Source organism: Pseudomonas sp. P105, assembly GCF_032614175.1.
GTDB classification, from domain to species: domain Bacteria; phylum Pseudomonadota; class Gammaproteobacteria; order Pseudomonadales; family Pseudomonadaceae; genus Aquipseudomonas; species Aquipseudomonas rhizophila.
Genome location: NZ_CP126694.1, coordinates 117,009 through 132,071, shown reverse-complemented (window position 1 = coordinate 132,071; position 15,063 = coordinate 117,009). Strand labels below are relative to the sequence as shown.

Annotated in this window: 19 protein-coding genes; 5 read left to right on the top strand and 14 right to left on the bottom strand. The window is 54.0% G+C overall.

What is annotated here, in order from left to right:
- Positions 1–42: 42 nt before the first annotated feature.
- The 5 genes from QOM08_RS28980 (at position 43) to QOM08_RS28960 (ending at position 3,876) form a co-directional block, all read left to right on the top strand.
- On the top strand, positions 43–600 hold the full coding sequence (locus QOM08_RS28980; RefSeq protein ID WP_016971278.1) for a hypothetical protein: 558 nt from the start codon (positions 43–45) through the stop codon (positions 598–600).
- Positions 601–606: 6 nt separating this feature from the next.
- Complete coding sequence (locus QOM08_RS28975; protein ID WP_316913311.1) at positions 607–1,455, top strand: DsbA family protein; 849 nt, start codon at positions 607–609, stop codon at positions 1,453–1,455.
- Positions 1,456–1,864: 409 nt separating this feature from the next.
- On the top strand, positions 1,865–2,773 hold the full coding sequence (locus QOM08_RS28970) for a ParB/RepB/Spo0J family partition protein (protein WP_083182157.1): 909 nt from the start codon (positions 1,865–1,867) through the stop codon (positions 2,771–2,773).
- A gap of 10 nt (positions 2,774–2,783) precedes the next feature.
- Entirely contained in the window at positions 2,784–2,957 is a 174-nt protein-coding gene (locus tag QOM08_RS28965; protein ID WP_083182156.1) for a carbon storage regulator, read from the top strand.
- An 82-nt stretch (positions 2,958–3,039) separates the two neighbouring features.
- Positions 3,040–3,876: a hypothetical protein gene (locus QOM08_RS28960; protein ID WP_316913310.1), complete on the top strand. Its 837-nt coding sequence runs from the start codon at positions 3,040–3,042 to the stop codon at positions 3,874–3,876.
- A gap of 48 nt (positions 3,877–3,924) precedes the next feature.
- Here QOM08_RS28960 and traN read toward each other — a convergent pair whose 3' ends face one another.
- The 14 genes from traN to QOM08_RS28890 all read right to left on the bottom strand — a co-directional run bounded on the left by traN (position 3,925) and on the right by QOM08_RS28890 (position 15,022).
- Positions 3,925–6,546 carry a conjugal transfer mating pair stabilization protein TraN gene (gene traN / locus QOM08_RS28955; RefSeq protein ID WP_316913309.1) on the bottom strand — a complete coding sequence of 874 codons (2,622 nt, stop codon included), beginning with the start codon at positions 6,544–6,546 and terminating at the stop codon, positions 3,925–3,927.
- 141 nt (positions 6,547–6,687) lie between these two features.
- On the bottom strand, positions 6,688–6,885 hold the full coding sequence (locus QOM08_RS28950; RefSeq protein ID WP_011077967.1) for a hypothetical protein: 198 nt from the start codon (positions 6,883–6,885) through the stop codon (positions 6,688–6,690).
- 142 nt (positions 6,886–7,027) lie between these two features.
- Positions 7,028–7,159 (bottom strand): hypothetical protein, encoded by a 132-nt coding sequence (locus QOM08_RS28945; RefSeq protein WP_011077966.1) that lies wholly within the window; start codon positions 7,157–7,159, stop codon positions 7,028–7,030.
- A gap of 1 nt (position 7,160) precedes the next feature.
- Entirely contained in the window at positions 7,161–7,367 is a 207-nt protein-coding gene (locus tag QOM08_RS28940; RefSeq protein WP_011077965.1) for a hypothetical protein, read from the bottom strand.
- Between the two features lie 270 nt (positions 7,368–7,637).
- Positions 7,638–7,772 (bottom strand): hypothetical protein, encoded by a 135-nt coding sequence (locus QOM08_RS28935; RefSeq protein WP_256203872.1) that lies wholly within the window; start codon positions 7,770–7,772, stop codon positions 7,638–7,640.
- Between the two features lie 397 nt (positions 7,773–8,169).
- On the bottom strand, positions 8,170–8,415 hold the full coding sequence (locus tag QOM08_RS28930; protein WP_083182153.1) for a hypothetical protein: 246 nt from the start codon (positions 8,413–8,415) through the stop codon (positions 8,170–8,172).
- A 67-nt stretch (positions 8,416–8,482) separates the two neighbouring features.
- Positions 8,483–8,731, bottom strand: a complete 249-nt coding sequence (locus QOM08_RS28925) for a hypothetical protein (RefSeq protein WP_316913308.1) — start codon at positions 8,729–8,731, stop codon at positions 8,483–8,485.
- A gap of 51 nt (positions 8,732–8,782) precedes the next feature.
- On the bottom strand, positions 8,783–9,169 hold the full coding sequence (locus QOM08_RS28920) for a hypothetical protein (protein ID WP_316913307.1): 387 nt from the start codon (positions 9,167–9,169) through the stop codon (positions 8,783–8,785).
- A 73-nt stretch (positions 9,170–9,242) separates the two neighbouring features.
- A complete protein-coding gene (locus tag QOM08_RS28915; RefSeq protein ID WP_316913306.1) occupies positions 9,243–9,659 on the bottom strand; it encodes a hypothetical protein in 417 nt (138 codons plus the stop codon).
- Positions 9,660–9,728: 69 nt separating this feature from the next.
- Positions 9,729–11,543, bottom strand: a complete 1,815-nt coding sequence (locus QOM08_RS28910; RefSeq protein ID WP_316913305.1) for a VWA domain-containing protein — start codon at positions 11,541–11,543, stop codon at positions 9,729–9,731.
- 80 nt (positions 11,544–11,623) lie between these two features.
- Positions 11,624–12,820 carry a DUF3150 domain-containing protein gene (locus QOM08_RS28905; protein WP_316913304.1) on the bottom strand — a complete coding sequence of 399 codons (1,197 nt, stop codon included), beginning with the start codon at positions 12,818–12,820 and terminating at the stop codon, positions 11,624–11,626.
- A 75-nt stretch (positions 12,821–12,895) separates the two neighbouring features.
- Positions 12,896–13,864 carry an AAA family ATPase gene (locus tag QOM08_RS28900; protein WP_128655775.1) on the bottom strand — a complete coding sequence of 323 codons (969 nt, stop codon included), beginning with the start codon at positions 13,862–13,864 and terminating at the stop codon, positions 12,896–12,898.
- Positions 13,865–13,958: 94 nt separating this feature from the next.
- Entirely contained in the window at positions 13,959–14,318 is a 360-nt protein-coding gene (locus QOM08_RS28895; RefSeq protein ID WP_169859609.1) for a hypothetical protein, read from the bottom strand.
- A 386-nt stretch (positions 14,319–14,704) separates the two neighbouring features.
- Positions 14,705–15,022 carry a hypothetical protein gene (locus tag QOM08_RS28890; protein ID WP_316913303.1) on the bottom strand — a complete coding sequence of 106 codons (318 nt, stop codon included), beginning with the start codon at positions 15,020–15,022 and terminating at the stop codon, positions 14,705–14,707.
- Positions 15,023–15,063: the final 41 nt, after the last annotated feature.

The following is a 15,063-nucleotide window of genomic DNA, read 5'->3' as shown; positions in this document are numbered from 1 at the left end:
GTACGGAGGAAAATGATCCTTACCAGCCTCAGAGGATCAACCATGCACCACCTTAAATCTCTCCTGCCGCTAAGCCTGGCCATTGGCTTGGCGATCACAGCGGGTTGTGCCAACAAGCCAGAACCCCCTAACCCAGGCACACCATTCGAGGTCGCAAGCTACGAGCCCGACATGCGTGAATACCACACCAGCTGGGGACATACGGGCCGAGGCGGTGCAGCGTTGCGAAAGCCAACCTATCAACATGTTCTTGGCAGCCTCGATGTTCTCGAGACACCTGCCGGCAAGCTGCATCCAGAGCTGCAAGCACGTCCTCCAACGAACGATAGCGTTGCGGTCCCCTCGGCCATGTTCCAGGATAACTGTGCTGATTCTACAAATGTGGCGCAGGCGTTCGCTATCGGCCAACCCGCGGCAAGCGAGCGCATCGTCACCTTGGCCAACGCGGCCGGTACGGTCGACGACTATATCGCCGTTCGGAACAAGCTCTGCAAAGGGGCTCAGCGTTTGAGCTACGAGGAGTGGGTGATTCTCGTCGAAGGCACCCCGAAGGATGTCCCTCTTCACCTGAAACCGTCTCTTCCCCCCTCCTATAAGTGATCAGCCATGCCTAAATTCAATCCCACCCTTGCCACAGCCATTGGTGTTTCCATCTTGACCTCTGCCGTTGCTGTGGGCGCCTCTGTCTACATGGGTCAGAGCTACACCGACATGGCAGTGAATAAAGCCCTCGTTGAGCAGCTGCCAGGAGCCGTCGACAAAACTCTCAAGGATCGCGAGATCGCGAAGATCAACGCAGCGAAAGCGAAAATCCTCTCGAATTGGAGCGGTGCAGCTGACACCAGCATTGAAGGGCGGCATATCTACGGCAGCATGGATGCACAATTTACCCTGGTCGAGTTCAGCGACCTGGAATGCCCGTATTGCAAGCGCTTCCATGACACCCCAAAGCAGATGGCTGACAAGTCCGAAGGACGTATTAACTGGGAATGGCAGCACTACCCCCTAGCATTCCACAACCCTGTCGCCGAAGTGGCAGCTCACGCATCTGAGTGCGTGGGAGAGGTCGCCGGCAACAAAGCCTTCTGGGCGTTTACTGGCGAATGGTTTGCACGCACTCAACTCAATGGCCAAGGTGTCGAAGATGTAGAGCGTCTTGCTCAGGAGGTCGGTGCTCCCCTTGATGCCTATCGCCAGTGTATGGAAAGCGGTAAATACCAAGCCCTGATCGAGAGTCAGGTGAAGAAAGGCACGAACATGGGCGTCACCGGCACGCCAGCAACGGTTGTAGTCGACAACCTCACAGGCAACAAACTGCTGGTGAAGGGTGCGCAAAGCACACAGGTGCTACTCCAGACCATGCAGCAGTTGGTCAAAATGCGCGACGAGGCTCCCAACCAAGACAAGCTAGATACCCCTGCTGAGGGCGCGGTCAATGAGATCGGTGCTCAATAGGCTTGGTGAATGGGCCGACCAGCTAGATTCCGGCGGCTGTCGTTCGCTTTATAGCGCTCGCGTGGCTATGACCCAGCAGCTTGAAGGTAGAGCCGGCCTTTTCCAGGCGCTTCGCGGGGCCAGTACCTGGGATGAGGTTTTCGATCTCATCTCAGCCAACGGATACAGCCTCATTCCAAACGGAGAGGATTTTATGGCCGCGGACATGAGTACAGGACTTATGTTCTCCCTCTGGGATTGTGGTCATACCCGGCTCGTATTTGAGGAGAGGCTTGGTCGTTTCCCGAATTCACCACCCGTGAGTCGATAACTCCAACCCCGCCCCGGCGGGGTTTTTCTTGTGCTTGGGATATTCCAGAGCAGTGATGAACTGAGCACGACCTCAACGAACGTATCAGGGAGATACACCATGACCGATCTACCACGCATTGCATCGTTTCGCCAGTTGGACGAACACCTGAAGAAAACTGGTGTTCCACGCGACGAACAGATGATTCGCAACAACATCTACATTGCACCGCTTGACTGGTTTGCAATTGAAGAAGGCTTCAATCTGAGGCCCATCGACCCTGACCACGCCGAAGGCTTCGCCAAGTCTTATGAGCAGGGCCTGTATGTGCCTCCAGTCGTAGCAGAACTGAAGATCATCGACGGCAACCCTCGCCTCGTGATCCGAGAAGGTCACCATCGCCTTACTGGCGCGCGCATCGCAGATGGGCGCGGTGCAAATCTTCCAGGCCTGATGGTCAACGAGTTCAAAGGAAATCAGTCCGACGCTGTTGTGATGATGATCAAGACCAGCGAAGGCAAGGAGCTGCTGCCGCTGGAACGTGGAGAAGGCTACAAGCGCCTGGCCGGGCAAAACTGGAGTCCAGCCCAGATCGCCGATCGCATGAACAAAAGCATCACTCATGTTGAGCGACTGCTGCTTCTCGCCAACGCAGAGGAGAACGTCAAACAACTCGTTCGCGAGGGGGCAATTAAAGCGTCTCCCGTCATCGATGTTCTGGTGGAGCTGCGAGGAACTGGGCAAGACCCGTATCCAAAGCTGCTGGGGATGATCGAGGGGGCTAAGGCCTCCGGCCGTACCCGCGCAACGGGCTCGGACGCCAATAAGGCCCTGGGCAAGTTCAAGGTGACACCTAAGGAGGCAATGAGTGCGTTCAGCGCACTGAGCGGCCTTACAGGAAGCCTGCGTGATCAACTCAAGTCCGGGGGCGATGCCCAGCATGAGTTGCGGCTTGACTCAAAGGCGGCGGAGTCGCTGCTGAAGATCCTGGAGAAGTATGAGGCCAGTCAGAACACGGCTGAAGCCTGAGGAGGCGGTAATGCTGCACATTGAGCGCAAGGTAGGGGAGTCGATTCGTCTCGGCAACGACATACAGGTGATCGTCACAAAGGCTGCAAACGGTACAGTCAGATTGGCGTTTGAAGCGCCGAAAGAGGTGAAGATCTACCGCGAAGAGATCTACCAGCGCATGCAGATCGAAAAAACACCCTGATCACATAGTAAGTCGTTCGACTTCGCTTGGGATCACCGCCGAAGACGGTAACCTATGGCTATCGGAAAAAAGGAGTTTCACCATGAAGAACCGCAGTATCACGATCCGCACCGGGCTTCTCGCCGCAGCTGTTGCCCTTTTGGTTGGGTGCTCTTCTTCGCCCAAGGCCCCCTCCGTGCAGCTGCCTGATCCGCAGACTGTACCGAAAGAAAAATGGTCCGATGCGATGCATGTTTTGACTGCCATGAAGATTTCTGGCCAGCGCGACGTGCCGCGTGAAATGGCTGAGACATTCGCCAATTCAGCACCAGGCCGCACCAGCGGGACAACAGGCGCTGATGCTGCGATTGCCGGCGTCAGTCTCGCGGCACCGCCAAGCGGCTTTAATGGTGGAGCTGCTGCAAGCGTAAGCCTCGGCCTTATGATGCTTGGCGGGTCAAGTGCCCCTGCGCACGCAACTCAGGTCGTGGCTTGGGTGCCGGCTGATGAGGCGTCCTCCCCTGAAGAGGCATCTGCACTCGCCCTCAAGAAGGTAGAGGAAGCACGCAAGAAGGCGTTTGGAAAAGGGATGTCGAAGCTACCAATGCATGTTGGTAAGTACCCAGATGGCCATTCCCGTGCCTATGCTTCGTTGGCTGATAGCTACGCTGAACGTCCTATCCCGTTCACTGACAATGCCGCCCCAGCACCTGACTTTGTGAAGTCGGCCACTGCATACGGGCCTATCTTTATTCGGGACAATCAATTCATCCTCGATGCCTCAAAAAACGACATGACGGCATCTGAAGCCATGCTGCTCGCATCACGCTACCTACCGGATTGGGTCTACATCTACCATCCAGGCCAGAAGCTCCGGAAGAACTCAATTCCCGCGGCAATTTTCAACCGGGGCGAGGCCAAATACTTCGTCGGCAAATAAGTCAGCAATAAAAAAAGCCCCGCACTGCGGGGCTTTTTTATTGCTTGATCACTTCATATCGAGTTCATACTGTTTCTTCACCGCGTCGACGTCGAAACCCTCCAATCGCTCCAGGTTGCGATCCAGCGTGTTCAGGCGTTTGGTTCCTTCAGAAAACTGTCCCAAGCCGCTACCGCTTCCCGTTACATCTTCAAGAGAAACAGTCGAAGCAGTGGGTAGCCGGCCTGCGAGATTCAACATGCCAATCCACTCGGACAGATCCACACGCGCCCAGTCCATTTTGCCCAGCTGATCCGGTGTAATCCCCTCGCAAGTCGGGGTTTTCACCTCTCCCCATCCCAACCCTAGCTGTTCACGAGCCGACTCCTGAATGATCCTCGCTACAACTGAGCCAAAGCAGCAATACGACTCGCGCTTTTCAACGCAAGAGCCAAGCACTTCGGAAGCGCAGTAGCTGCCAACAAAATGGCATTGTCGGGTTTCCTTTTTCGCCCCCAGCTCGAATTCTTTCTCTTCGCATTCCCAAATGATATTGATCAGCAGATCTACGATCACGTAGACCATATAAACCCAGCCGATGATATTGACCACCATCGCAGCGTTTGCACCAAGACCAGTTACTGCGCCATCGGCCCCCGTTGCAAACACAGCATCTGCTGCCGCGGTCGCTCCCATATCCACCATGGCGTCATATGCCTGTTGCATGAGCCAGGTTTGCAACTTGCTCAAGGCTGTCTGCTCAAGGGTGCCGCTGAGCGTCTTCTCGAATGCACCTGTCGCAGCATCCACGATGGACCCCCACTGCCCCTTCACGACCGAAGTACCAGCAGCCATCACAGCGTTACTTCCCGCAGCCCAGTATCCGGGCGCAAACAGGCTACCCGTTCTGTTCAGCGCTTCCAGCGAGCTGGTCATCTTGAGCGTGTTCATCGTCAGGTTCACATAGTCGAAGATGGATACGCTTTCTGGCGCTTCACAGCAATCGACGTAGCCTCCGAGTGCTTTTTTGCACTCCATAGCCTCGCCCTTGAACACTTTGCAGTCATTGGCCTGATTGATATCGGTACCATCACCACCGCAGTCCAAGTCGTGCTCAGCAAACTGAGCGACCTGAAGCATGGCCACGGCGTAGGCAAAATCGCCGCTCTTCGTGTTCGACGTATCGAAGCACTCGCTACCCATGCAGCGCGCCCCACCAGGACACTCAATCTGCGCCCCTGTGTTCACGATGGTTTCGTAACTGGTGTCATAACCGCAGTCCCAGACCTCCTCGAAGGCGTAGCAAGATCCAGTTTCCCCTTTTGCGCCATTAATACAGCCTTGGGAGATAAAACCGCAGCTGGGATTTTGCTCGTACTGGGTGCAAGTGTTCAGGTTGCCGCCATCATTTGAAGGGCACCGCTGAACGCCCTTGGCGTCCGTGTAGCAATCCATATTTCCCTTGTAGTAGGAGCACTCGGCGCTTACCTGCGCCTTCAGGCAAAGCGGATCGATACTCGAATGCGGGGATGGCGGCATGTCTGAGCGACAGAGACGAACTCCATTGGTTTCTGTACAGCCACTAGCATCGACTGCCGGCATAGACGTGCACGACATTTGGGCGTTGGTGCAGAATCCATCCTCGATCATGTCGAACATAGGCAGGCGTTCTTCCGGCCCCCAACCGTTATCGACGAATGCCTTTGCCGGGTCATAGATGATTTTGATGCGGGCGTAACCTTCACCACCACCGGTGACCGAGGTACGGGTTTTGAAGGTGATAACATCGTCATTACTGCCAAACTTGTCAGTGATCACCGTGTTTGGAGCTACGTTCCAGCTTGTTCCGCGCTCACACGCTCCAGGTGTCTCTGGAGGAAAAACACCAGGTGTGTGCGTCCAAAGCATCTGGTCATTGAACAGGATTTGGAAATAGTCATCGAACACAGCCCTGTCAATCGTGGCTGAGATGATGGCGTCCTTGGCTATTACGCGGAACCGGGTGTATTCCTCGTAGATTTTGCAGTTCCCGTTCCAATAGTTGTCGCCGACCGTGCCAACCCAGACATACAAACAGCCGCGGCCACAGGACTGAAAGTTAGGCTGCCCGGAAACGTACTCGATTACCCCCACCTTGTAGTCATGACGAAACTCAACATTACCGCCTTGATCCACCACACGCTCGCACGTTTTGTAGTTGGCAACGTGAGCGTTTTTAGTAACGTTCTCGAATACATCGGTGGATTTGCAATCTGCGAAGTTTTGCTTAAACCCATCCATGAAGTCGGGCGAGCGGACCTTATCGGCCTGGTTGAGCATAGGGTCTTTTGACAGATCTACAGACATGCGATTTCCGCTGTCGATAAGCGTTCTGTATGCCTCACCCTCAGATGAAGATTCCGATTTCAGGCGGGTATTGGCCTGTAACCCGAGATCAATCGTCTTCGAATCGTCGCCGTAGACCTTCTCTAGCGAGACTGTATCGCCGGCGTCAGGAAAAAGGTCCTGGAGAGTTACGGAGGCATTCCCACCGTCAAACACCTGAAGTGCCTGCTGGCCAACCGACTGGCCAGCAGCCGAACCTGCGGTCACCGCGTCGGCCCAAGCAGTGAAGGTCATGCTGTTGAGATATAGGCCTATGACGGTCGCGTTGACCAGGCGCATGAGCGTGGTTTTGAGTGGTTGTCGCATCGATCGCATGTCCAGAAATAGGGATGCTTCGATGCTATGGCAAGGGGCACACACGATGGCGCGGTTTCAGGCAATAAAACCGCCTGAAAAAGCAAAGCCCCGGCTGGTGGTGACACCGGCCGGGGCTCGCTGTGTTTTTGATCATGCCTGAGGCACTACTAAGACCTGGCCATCACTCGGGATCAAGCGATGAATCACCGCCCATGATTTGACGAACCGGGTATCCGGATCAGAGGATGAAACAGTTCTGGCGATCTGCTCGGGGACCTTGAACACCCGACCAGACTCAACCATGAGTTCTTTGAGTTCTTGGCAGAATAGTGCGTTTGCTGCGGTCATGTTCAACTCTCCTGGTGTGGGTGATCCCCAGAGCCCTTCACACGGAAGGGCTCTGGTGGATCACCCACGGAGGGTGACCACGCAGCGGCCTAGCCGAAGCTAGACTTGAATCCGTTCACTGGGCAAACCCCTAAGAGATGGCTCAGTGGGCCTTGATGTTGGTGCCGTGCTTCTTGTCGAGACGATCAGCAACCACATAACCGATCACGCCGGTTAGGGCCAAAACGCTGACCACGCCTACGATTGCGTAAACAAGCATCTGCATCGAGTCCATTTCATTCTCCTTTCGGATTGCTCATCGCTGTAATCAAGGATACCACCAAATCGGCGATCATCATTACCACGCCAAGCACCAGACAGAACGATACGACAAGCGGATGCGTTCCTGGTGTAACGATGGAGACGAAAGCGGCTGCCAACAAGCTACAGCCAACGCCCATAAGTGAAGCCTTAATCCAGTCGAATAGAATTTTTTTGTACATCTTTTTTACTCCTCAAAAAGACGAGGAGCCCCAACGGGATTCCCCGTCAGGGTTTAATTATTTCCAACTCCAAGCCGTTCGGCTGAGTCAGTAGAACAACAATAAAGCCATTTGCCTGCGAATAAATCGCATAGGCACATTTCGATTCTTCTGCCAACGATGCTGCGCTGCGAACAGCGTCAATTGCGTTTACATGAAACATCGGAAAGACCTCTTATGGAGCAATGACCTCCAGTGAACTGAAAGTAGTTTGCCAAGAGCCTTATTGAATCAAAGCGAATGACGCGCCTTGATCATTTCTGCGGTGTGAGACTGCTGAGCAGTTGCAACGCCGGAATCGAAAGCCTTTAAGCCAAGTTGAATGCCACCAACAACAAGAGCGGTAAGGACGATAAGAGTTTTCATGGTGTTCTCCGTTAGCAAAGGATGCAGACGGAGAGCCACCCTGGCGGGAAGTAATCTCCCCGCTGCGGGTTTTTATGCACGCAAAAAGACCGATATCCAGTTGCCTGGACGCCGATTATTTGAGTGCTATTTTTAAGCCGGTTTGAAAGCGTGGCTCTGCTTTTTTGTGACTCATCACAGACATGATGAGAACACTGCCTGAACGCATACACGTTTCAGGCCTTGGCGGACATGCTCATGCATGGCGCTAAGTTCTAAGCACAGAGGTCTCTGTGCTGGAAGGGTTCTTGAGAGCTCGACCTGAAGCCCGCTCTATGCCGGCGATGATACCAAACCGACGCCCTTTAACAAGACGCTGAAACAAAAAAAGGGTGACCCGAAGGCCACCCTTTCACACTCATAGCCCACTAGGTGAGAACACCCTGTGGCCGCGTTTATTCCGGAAGCGGTCAACAACCATCTCCATTGGTTCCTCCAGCTTTATCGGCTGGTAAAAACCTTCGCCCTGCGAGTGCTTCAGGAGGATGACTCCCCCTGATGACAGCTCCCATAGGTGAACCTTTGTGCTCCCTTTGGTTACCCAGGCTTTGCGGTTTATCGAGGCCTGACCTTGCAAACGAGCAGCTTCGAGGATCGCGTTCATCAACTTCTCCATACATGCGTGCAGGGAGAAGCCCCGAGGGGGATTTCTCCCCCTTTGGGTGGTTTGATTAGATCGTTAAGTCTCGGCCTTCGAGCTTCAATTTATCTGCTGATACCGGGAACCAATAGCAGTCCCAGTCCAGGTAAATGAAAGCTTCAGGTCGAAACTCAGGATCGATCTCGCGGACGAATCCCAAGATTTTCTTACCCTGGATCTCGACCGCGTACCCATTTGTGACTGTGACGGTATCGCCAAGGATGAAGTCGCATGGAACAGGCGCGACTTTCGCCATCTTTTCTTCAACAAACCGGTGCATTTTTCATCTCCATTGGCATGGAGAAACCCCGCCGGGGTTCCCCCGGTAGGGTTATTTGCAGATTGCGTTGGCCAGCTCTTCAGCGCGAATCAGAGCGTAAGCTCTACGCTCTTGGCTCATGTATGGCCAGCGAGAGCCAACCGCGTCCGAATAGCTGCCAAAGGCGTCAATCCAGTCCCAGTAAATGTTCGTGCTATCTACACGTCGCATCTGGTCAGCAGCTGGACGAACAAGACTGAACACGTTGTACAGTTCGTTACGCTCAACCGCATGCTTCACAACCAGGAGCTCATTTTCCGCCATAGCCTTGCGGCAAACTTTCTCGACGAGAACTCCAGCTGCGCGCTTCAGCAGCCTTTCAACTAACTTGACCCACTGATCGTTGCGAGTAACGAACGTCCTGGCTTCGCCGACCTGGGCATCCCTATATGCATTCATCTGATTCTCCATTTCCACGAAACGTAGAAAGGGAGAAAGCCCGTAGGGGGCTTTCCCCCTATCGGGCTTCTATTTACTTAAACAGTTCTTTGGCTGCGATTTTCAATGTAGTAGCGCGAACATCTTCGAAGTCACACATCATTGCTTCGCAGCAGACTCGGAAGCTGAACGGATGAATTTCGTCCGAAAGCACCCAATCCATTGCTTCGCGCCAATTCTGCTCACTGACCTGAGGGTGAATGATCTGCCTCAGCGTGATTTTCAGCAGGTACTCGCGCATCCACTCAACGTAATCATCTGTGATTTCGTCTCGTGTCCGCAGGGCCTCTAACTCAGCGTCAGACATCTCTAAGATGTCGAGAAATCCAAGTTGAAAGATTTGCGCAGGGCTCACCTTTCTCCGTGGTCTCCGCTCAAATGAGCGGCGCTGAATAATTACTTGCTCCCCGAACAAATCTAGTAGGGGCAATGCAGTCGCAGTATTTTCCATTTCAGACCTCATCAAACCGACAGAGGCCTCCCACTAGGGAAAGCCCCTAGTGGGTTGAATGGTTATTTATCAGGCGGCTAATGCTTCGCGAACAAGCCCAAAGAGCGAGTTCTTGAGATTCGCAACCTCCCCGACAGCACAGTAATGGTTGAACAGCAGCTTCAGGATTTGCTCGTTAGCATCTCCGAAACCAAGCCCAATCACTTCGATGCCGCTGATCTCACACCGCTGAATAAACTCTTTCGCTGCATGAGTAGTGCCTGCGTTCGGTCCACCATCCGTAATGACGAAAAGAATCTTCTTCTCGCCCTTCGCACGAAGAACTTCAACGGCAGCCGGCCACAGTGCTTGCGCAAGAGGCGTACCGCCCTCCGACATCGCACCAAAGCCACCTTCGCTCACCGCCCTGATCAATCGCTCTTTCGGGCTCTTGATCAGTGCGCAGCGCTCAACACCATCGTTCGTCTTGTTGGGAAACGACATCGCGCCAGTTGTCACCAGCGGAAGTCCCTCCAGCGCGCTTAGAACCGCATAGACTGCGGCTTCGGCCTGATCCATCGCATTTTTCATGCTCCCCGACTTGTCGAGAAGAATCTGGATAGATGCTGACTGACGCTCTGCTCGAGACTTACTTCTAAACACCCGCGTTTCGCCGCCTTTCATCATGGCGATACGGCCAGTGTCGATCCGCTTGCCCTGCCGCTTCAGCCGAACACGGCAGTCAACCTGCGCCTGTAACAGCCCATTAAGGCACTGTCGCAGACCGGCGGATTGCTCGATGCCCAATTGCACACGGCGGACGCTCGCTTGGTCGGATCGGTTCCTACCCCTCCCATCCAGGGAGAACGGTCGGCGCGGATTACCGTCGCGCACTGCCTTACGGCCTAGCAACTCACCCGCCTTGTCGCCAACTTCCGAGATCAACCCTTTCAGGTCGGCTTCGGTTGCATCCTTGGCCTGCTCGCGCAGGTTGCTGGCTTCTGGGGAAGGTTTGCCGCTGCCATTGCTGGACTGCGAGATTTCTTGCCCATCGTCGCCGGCATTGCTGCCGCCGCTTGGTTGGGATTGGTCTTGCGGCTCGGAGCCGGACTGGCCTCCGTCAGATGTTTCCTGCTTGGATTCGGGTTGCCCCTCCTCTTTGCCATCATCCCCTGGACCCGCACTACCGTCTTGCTTCTGCTCCTGCTCCTGGTCGCCTCCACCCGACTCTTGCGAGTCCTGTGGAGCACCCTCCGAGCCTTGCTCGGGCTGCGGTTGCGCATCTTCCTGCTCATCCTCTTGCGAAGGCAGCAGGTCGATAATCGCGTCCACCAGAGCGAGAACATCTGTTGTGCTCGCGCACGTCAGGGTGTTCTTTACCAGGGTCAGGATCTGATCCGTAAGGTCAGCCCCAAGAAGCGTCTCCATACGGGCCAGGTAGGCTTTTGCTGGAACCTCAAGCTGCGGTTCCTGAAGTAGCCAGTAACCGCCGTAGAGAATTCCGTTGTGAATCACATGAAGCGCCGGGCAGTCATCCACCTGCTCAGGCCGGAACGGCTCAAGCAGAACCTTGCGGTTCAGGTAGCGTATGTCCGACTCAGTACCTGGGTACTGATCCATGCTCAATCGTTCAATGCGGATGTCCTCAAGAATATTCAGAAGATTCTTGCGGAAGGGTGTCGGGCTTGAGTCGCGAAAGCAGCCCATGTCTGTGTTGCGGACATGGGAGCATTCATGTGCGATGTACCCGAAGGACAGCGGCAGATCGTCCTCGGTGAAGGGGACAAATACGTTTTTTCCATCTGTCTTAGCCTGGATACCCTCAACATGCACTTTGACGCCAGTTAGCTCGGCAAGGTGCTGTGCGTAGATCGGCAGAGTGCCGACCAGGGATTGATTGCTCATCGTTTATCTCCTTTCTCGCCACCGCGAAAAGGAGTAACCCCGCGAGGAGGGTTACTCCCACGCGGGGTTTGTTTGTGATGTCAGAACCAGAAGGTGCCGAAGGGCATATCGGGTTCGGACGGATTGATTACGAGGGGTTCTTCAGACTGCTCCACTGGAACGGATTCAGCTGGTTCAACAACCTCGGGTGTTGCTGGTACTTCGTTGATGCTGTCGTGACAACTCGAAGTAGCCACGCTTGCGCTCAGCTCTTCCTCGACCATCGTTACGGCATCCGCGGGTACTTCAGCAGCAGGTACAGCAACAGCAGCGACTGTCTCGGCCGTAGCCTCGACCTCAACTGCTGGAGCCTCTGTTTCAACACTGGCCTGGGCCTCTGTTTCGACTGAAGGCAATGCTGGAACGAAGGCCATCGATGCATCTTCATGACCGTTGGCAATGTTCAGGTTTTTGATCAGCCGCTTGATCGAGTCCTCATCAGAGAGGGCCGACACAAGGGCTACAACGCTGTTGTACTGAGAGCCATTAACCACCCCGGACTTGGGGAGAGCCGCAAGGACTTCCTCAATGTGTTCGGTTAGGGCTTTGACCTCACTGGACAGGAACATCAGGCCGCGAAGCTTGGCGTTGATTTTCCGAACAGTGTTCAGCGTCGTTTGTGTGACATGGCCACGAGTAGCCAAGCCTGTTTCAAGCAAGCGCTCGGCCGTATCTGCCGTCTCAGCGTACAGCTGATCTGACAAACCACGGACCTGCGTACCCAGCGTGTTAGAGAGGTGCTTGTCGCCATCAGGGGAAACACGGCATGCCGCGTACCCAAAATGCATCCCTGCATCTACCTGCGCCTTCGGTGTCACCGAGGTGCGGATAGCATCACGCCATTCTTGCTTCTCCCAGCCCTTGTCGATCCACTCAGTGATCCAGCGTTCGTAGTTGGGGAGAAAGTTATTTTTCAAGTCGTAGAATTGCGATTTGAGTGCTTCCAGTCGGTCAACAACCTCTTGGATCTTGTCCTGAGAAACTGCATAACCACCCAGGAACCGCACACCACACTCTTCCACCACCTTTGTAGCCTGACGCTTGATCTTCTCAAACGGTTTCAGCTTCTCCGGGTCGATTACACGCATCGATCCGAGCGAAGCCAAAATTGCGGGAGGAATCTTCCCCTCCAACATTTCAGGTTTAAGCTTTTTCCGAGCAGTCCACAGGTGGATACCAGAAAGATCGACCAACAACAGTTGGTCTAGGATTTTGATCTCATTCTGTTGAATGGACATTTCACGATTCTCCTTTCTCACATGCATGAAAAAGGGGGAATCGCGCCCGTGGGGGGAGATTCCCCCTTAGGGTTTTTACACGGCAACTTTCCAATCGCCACCAAAGACACTTTGGGCGATCTTACGAATTGCTGTCTTCTGAACTAAATCGCAGCGATTGAGCAGCGATTCGTCCAGTGAAAGTTGAAGAGGATTAGCTGCGCCCTGGTGAGTGTATCCACAAGAGATACGTCCCCAACGAAGCAATGTCCGAGTGGACATCGTGACGCTTAGGTAATTACCACCTAACCCTTGATGTTGATTACGAATGGAGTTGGCAACCTTCACCATGTTTTTTGCCATCTCTTCCGGAAGCATTGGCAAAGCGGATATCAAAGTTGCTACTTCGTTATCAGCCTCAAGGTACGGAACCTCAAACACTCGGAAGCGATCCAGCGATGCCAGGTTCTGCTGCATGGTTCCAGCATGTACTCCCGATGCATCACCCTGTCCCGCCGTATTGCCGCAAGCGACAAACCGGAAGTTGGCATGAGGCTTCACAACCTCACCATTGTTTTCCGCAATCACCAAGGGTCTCCCCTCCATGACAGCGTGCAGACCTACAGTTACTGCCGGATCAAGCGTGTCGTACTCATCGAGCACGAACACAAACCCATTACGCATTGCTTGGGTCAGCGGCCCATCCACAAATTTCGTGTTCAGGTCGCCGCTCACCGGATCAGTGACAGGCAGGTTGTAACCAGTAAGCTCCGGCATTTCCATCCGGCTATGTGCCGAAACGGTGATGCAGGGCCAATTAAGATGGGCAGTGACTTGCTCTACGAGCGAAGACTTACCCGAACCAGTGGGGCCGAGGAGCATGCAGCTATCCCCAAACGGAGCGTAGAGCCAGCTCATGAACGGCTTGACCAGCATCTCGCGAAAGAAATACTTCTTCTTTGGCGCGACGTGATGCATCCACTGATGTCCTTCTGCAAAACCAGGCGCTTTCGCGTTGGTATTGAAGCCGAACTCTTTCATCTCAACTTGTGCATTGAATTGCATATTAAATTCTCCGTTCTCGAAAGCAGTTGCCCAAGAAAAGGAGAATCCCCATAGGGGAAGACTCCCCCAGTGGGCGGTTTATTTTGTGCAGGTTTTACGCAGCAACTACCAGATCGATTACAGACAAGCTGTCTTCACTGGTTTTTTTGGTGAAGCTTACGACTGGTGTAAGTCCGAGATAAACCAACTCAGCACACAGCGAGTGCATCATCCATGGCGGGCAACTAACCAGAACTGTAGTTGCGCCTGACTTCGTTGCTTCAGCAAGGGCAATCTCGCCAAGACGCTCAACGCGCTTAGCAACACTTTCCTTGGTCGGCAACACCGGAAAGAAAAGGAGATTACGAATCTCCTGAAACTCCTTCCAACTCGTAAGATCACGAACTCCAAAGGCTTCGAGCTCACGGGTAGTTTTGAACTTGGTCAGATTAACGACTTCGTTGGTATTGCTCATATTCTCATCTCCAATTTCAGAGCGGAGAAATCCCATACGGGTTTCCCCGCATGGGTAGGTTTTTAAGCTGATTAGAGTCGCAGCTAACGACCCGTGCCAGGCACGGACAAACATCAACGCTCATGCGTGGATGGTTGATTCTGGGGGGTAGCATAGGTCAGATGGACTTATGCTTACGTGAACAGCCCCGATCGGAGCTGTGAGGGTTCTTGAGCTGCAATAGCGCGCAGCTTACGCACCTTTCGGTAGGGCCATGATGCCTATTTACAGAGATGCCTGCAACCCTCTGGGATCACGCAAATTTGCGGTCAAGCAAGCCCGGTGGATAAAGAAAAACCGCCCTTGGTCAGCCTCGGGCGGCTCGCTTATCGTGCTTCTTGGCTGGCTCACATCAGGTGAGGAATTCCAATGGCGTCCCAGTCGTTGCCCGTAGGCTTGAAGCCCGCCTGCCATGGCCATGGCACCTCAAATTCATGATCTTCCGACGCGAATATGGCTGTATCCGTGTCCAGGTAATCGAGAATCCACATGTAGTCCTGCACGCCTTCGATCCTTACCGGGGCGAGTATCGCGACCAGGTACTTGTATCCTTCTGGCGGAGCCTCAGGGGGCAGCCACCCTGTAATCAGCTTCTCGTGCTGTGGTGGGTTCGCCCGATCCACACCCCTATAAAGCTCGGCTTCAGCCTTCGTAATTTCACTCATGCTCATTTCGTCCAGCCTCGTGCAGTTGACCTCATCAGATG

Bases quoted from the DNA above. Each gene is read 5' to 3' on its own strand.
- QOM08_RS28905 (WP_316913304.1), bottom strand. From the start codon at position 12,820: ATGTCCATTCAACAGAATGAGATCAAAATCCTAGACCAACTGTTGTTG.
- QOM08_RS28930 (WP_083182153.1), bottom strand. From the start codon at position 8,415: ATGAACGCGATCCTCGAAGCTGCTCGTTTGCAAGGTCAGGCCTCGATA.
- QOM08_RS28920 (WP_316913307.1), bottom strand. From the start codon at position 9,169: ATGAATGCATATAGGGATGCCCAGGTCGGCGAAGCCAGGACGTTCGTT.
- QOM08_RS28940 (WP_011077965.1), bottom strand. From the start codon at position 7,367: ATGTACAAAAAAATTCTATTCGACTGGATTAAGGCTTCACTTATGGGC.
- QOM08_RS28915 (WP_316913306.1), bottom strand. From the start codon at position 9,659: ATGGAAAATACTGCGACTGCATTGCCCCTACTAGATTTGTTCGGGGAG.
- traN (WP_316913309.1), bottom strand. From the start codon at position 6,546: ATGCGACAACCACTCAAAACCACGCTCATGCGCCTGGTCAACGCGACC.
- QOM08_RS28900 (WP_128655775.1), bottom strand. From the start codon at position 13,864: ATGCAATTCAATGCACAAGTTGAGATGAAAGAGTTCGGCTTCAATACC.
- QOM08_RS28935 (WP_256203872.1), bottom strand. From the start codon at position 7,772: ATGAAAACTCTTATCGTCCTTACCGCTCTTGTTGTTGGTGGCATTCAA.
- QOM08_RS28945 (WP_011077966.1), bottom strand. From the start codon at position 7,159: ATGGACTCGATGCAGATGCTTGTTTACGCAATCGTAGGCGTGGTCAGC.
- QOM08_RS28980 (WP_016971278.1), top strand. From the start codon at position 43: ATGCACCACCTTAAATCTCTCCTGCCGCTAAGCCTGGCCATTGGCTTG.
- QOM08_RS28970 (WP_083182157.1), top strand. From the start codon at position 1,865: ATGACCGATCTACCACGCATTGCATCGTTTCGCCAGTTGGACGAACAC.
- QOM08_RS28925 (WP_316913308.1), bottom strand. From the start codon at position 8,731: ATGCACCGGTTTGTTGAAGAAAAGATGGCGAAAGTCGCGCCTGTTCCA.
- QOM08_RS28975 (WP_316913311.1), top strand. From the start codon at position 607: ATGCCTAAATTCAATCCCACCCTTGCCACAGCCATTGGTGTTTCCATC.
- QOM08_RS28890 (WP_316913303.1), bottom strand. From the start codon at position 15,022: ATGAGTGAAATTACGAAGGCTGAAGCCGAGCTTTATAGGGGTGTGGAT.
- QOM08_RS28910 (WP_316913305.1), bottom strand. From the start codon at position 11,543: ATGAGCAATCAATCCCTGGTCGGCACTCTGCCGATCTACGCACAGCAC.
- QOM08_RS28895 (WP_169859609.1), bottom strand. From the start codon at position 14,318: ATGAGCAATACCAACGAAGTCGTTAATCTGACCAAGTTCAAAACTACC.
- QOM08_RS28950 (WP_011077967.1), bottom strand. From the start codon at position 6,885: ATGACCGCAGCAAACGCACTATTCTGCCAAGAACTCAAAGAACTCATG.
- QOM08_RS28960 (WP_316913310.1), top strand. From the start codon at position 3,040: ATGAAGAACCGCAGTATCACGATCCGCACCGGGCTTCTCGCCGCAGCT.
- QOM08_RS28965 (WP_083182156.1), top strand. From the start codon at position 2,784: ATGCTGCACATTGAGCGCAAGGTAGGGGAGTCGATTCGTCTCGGCAAC.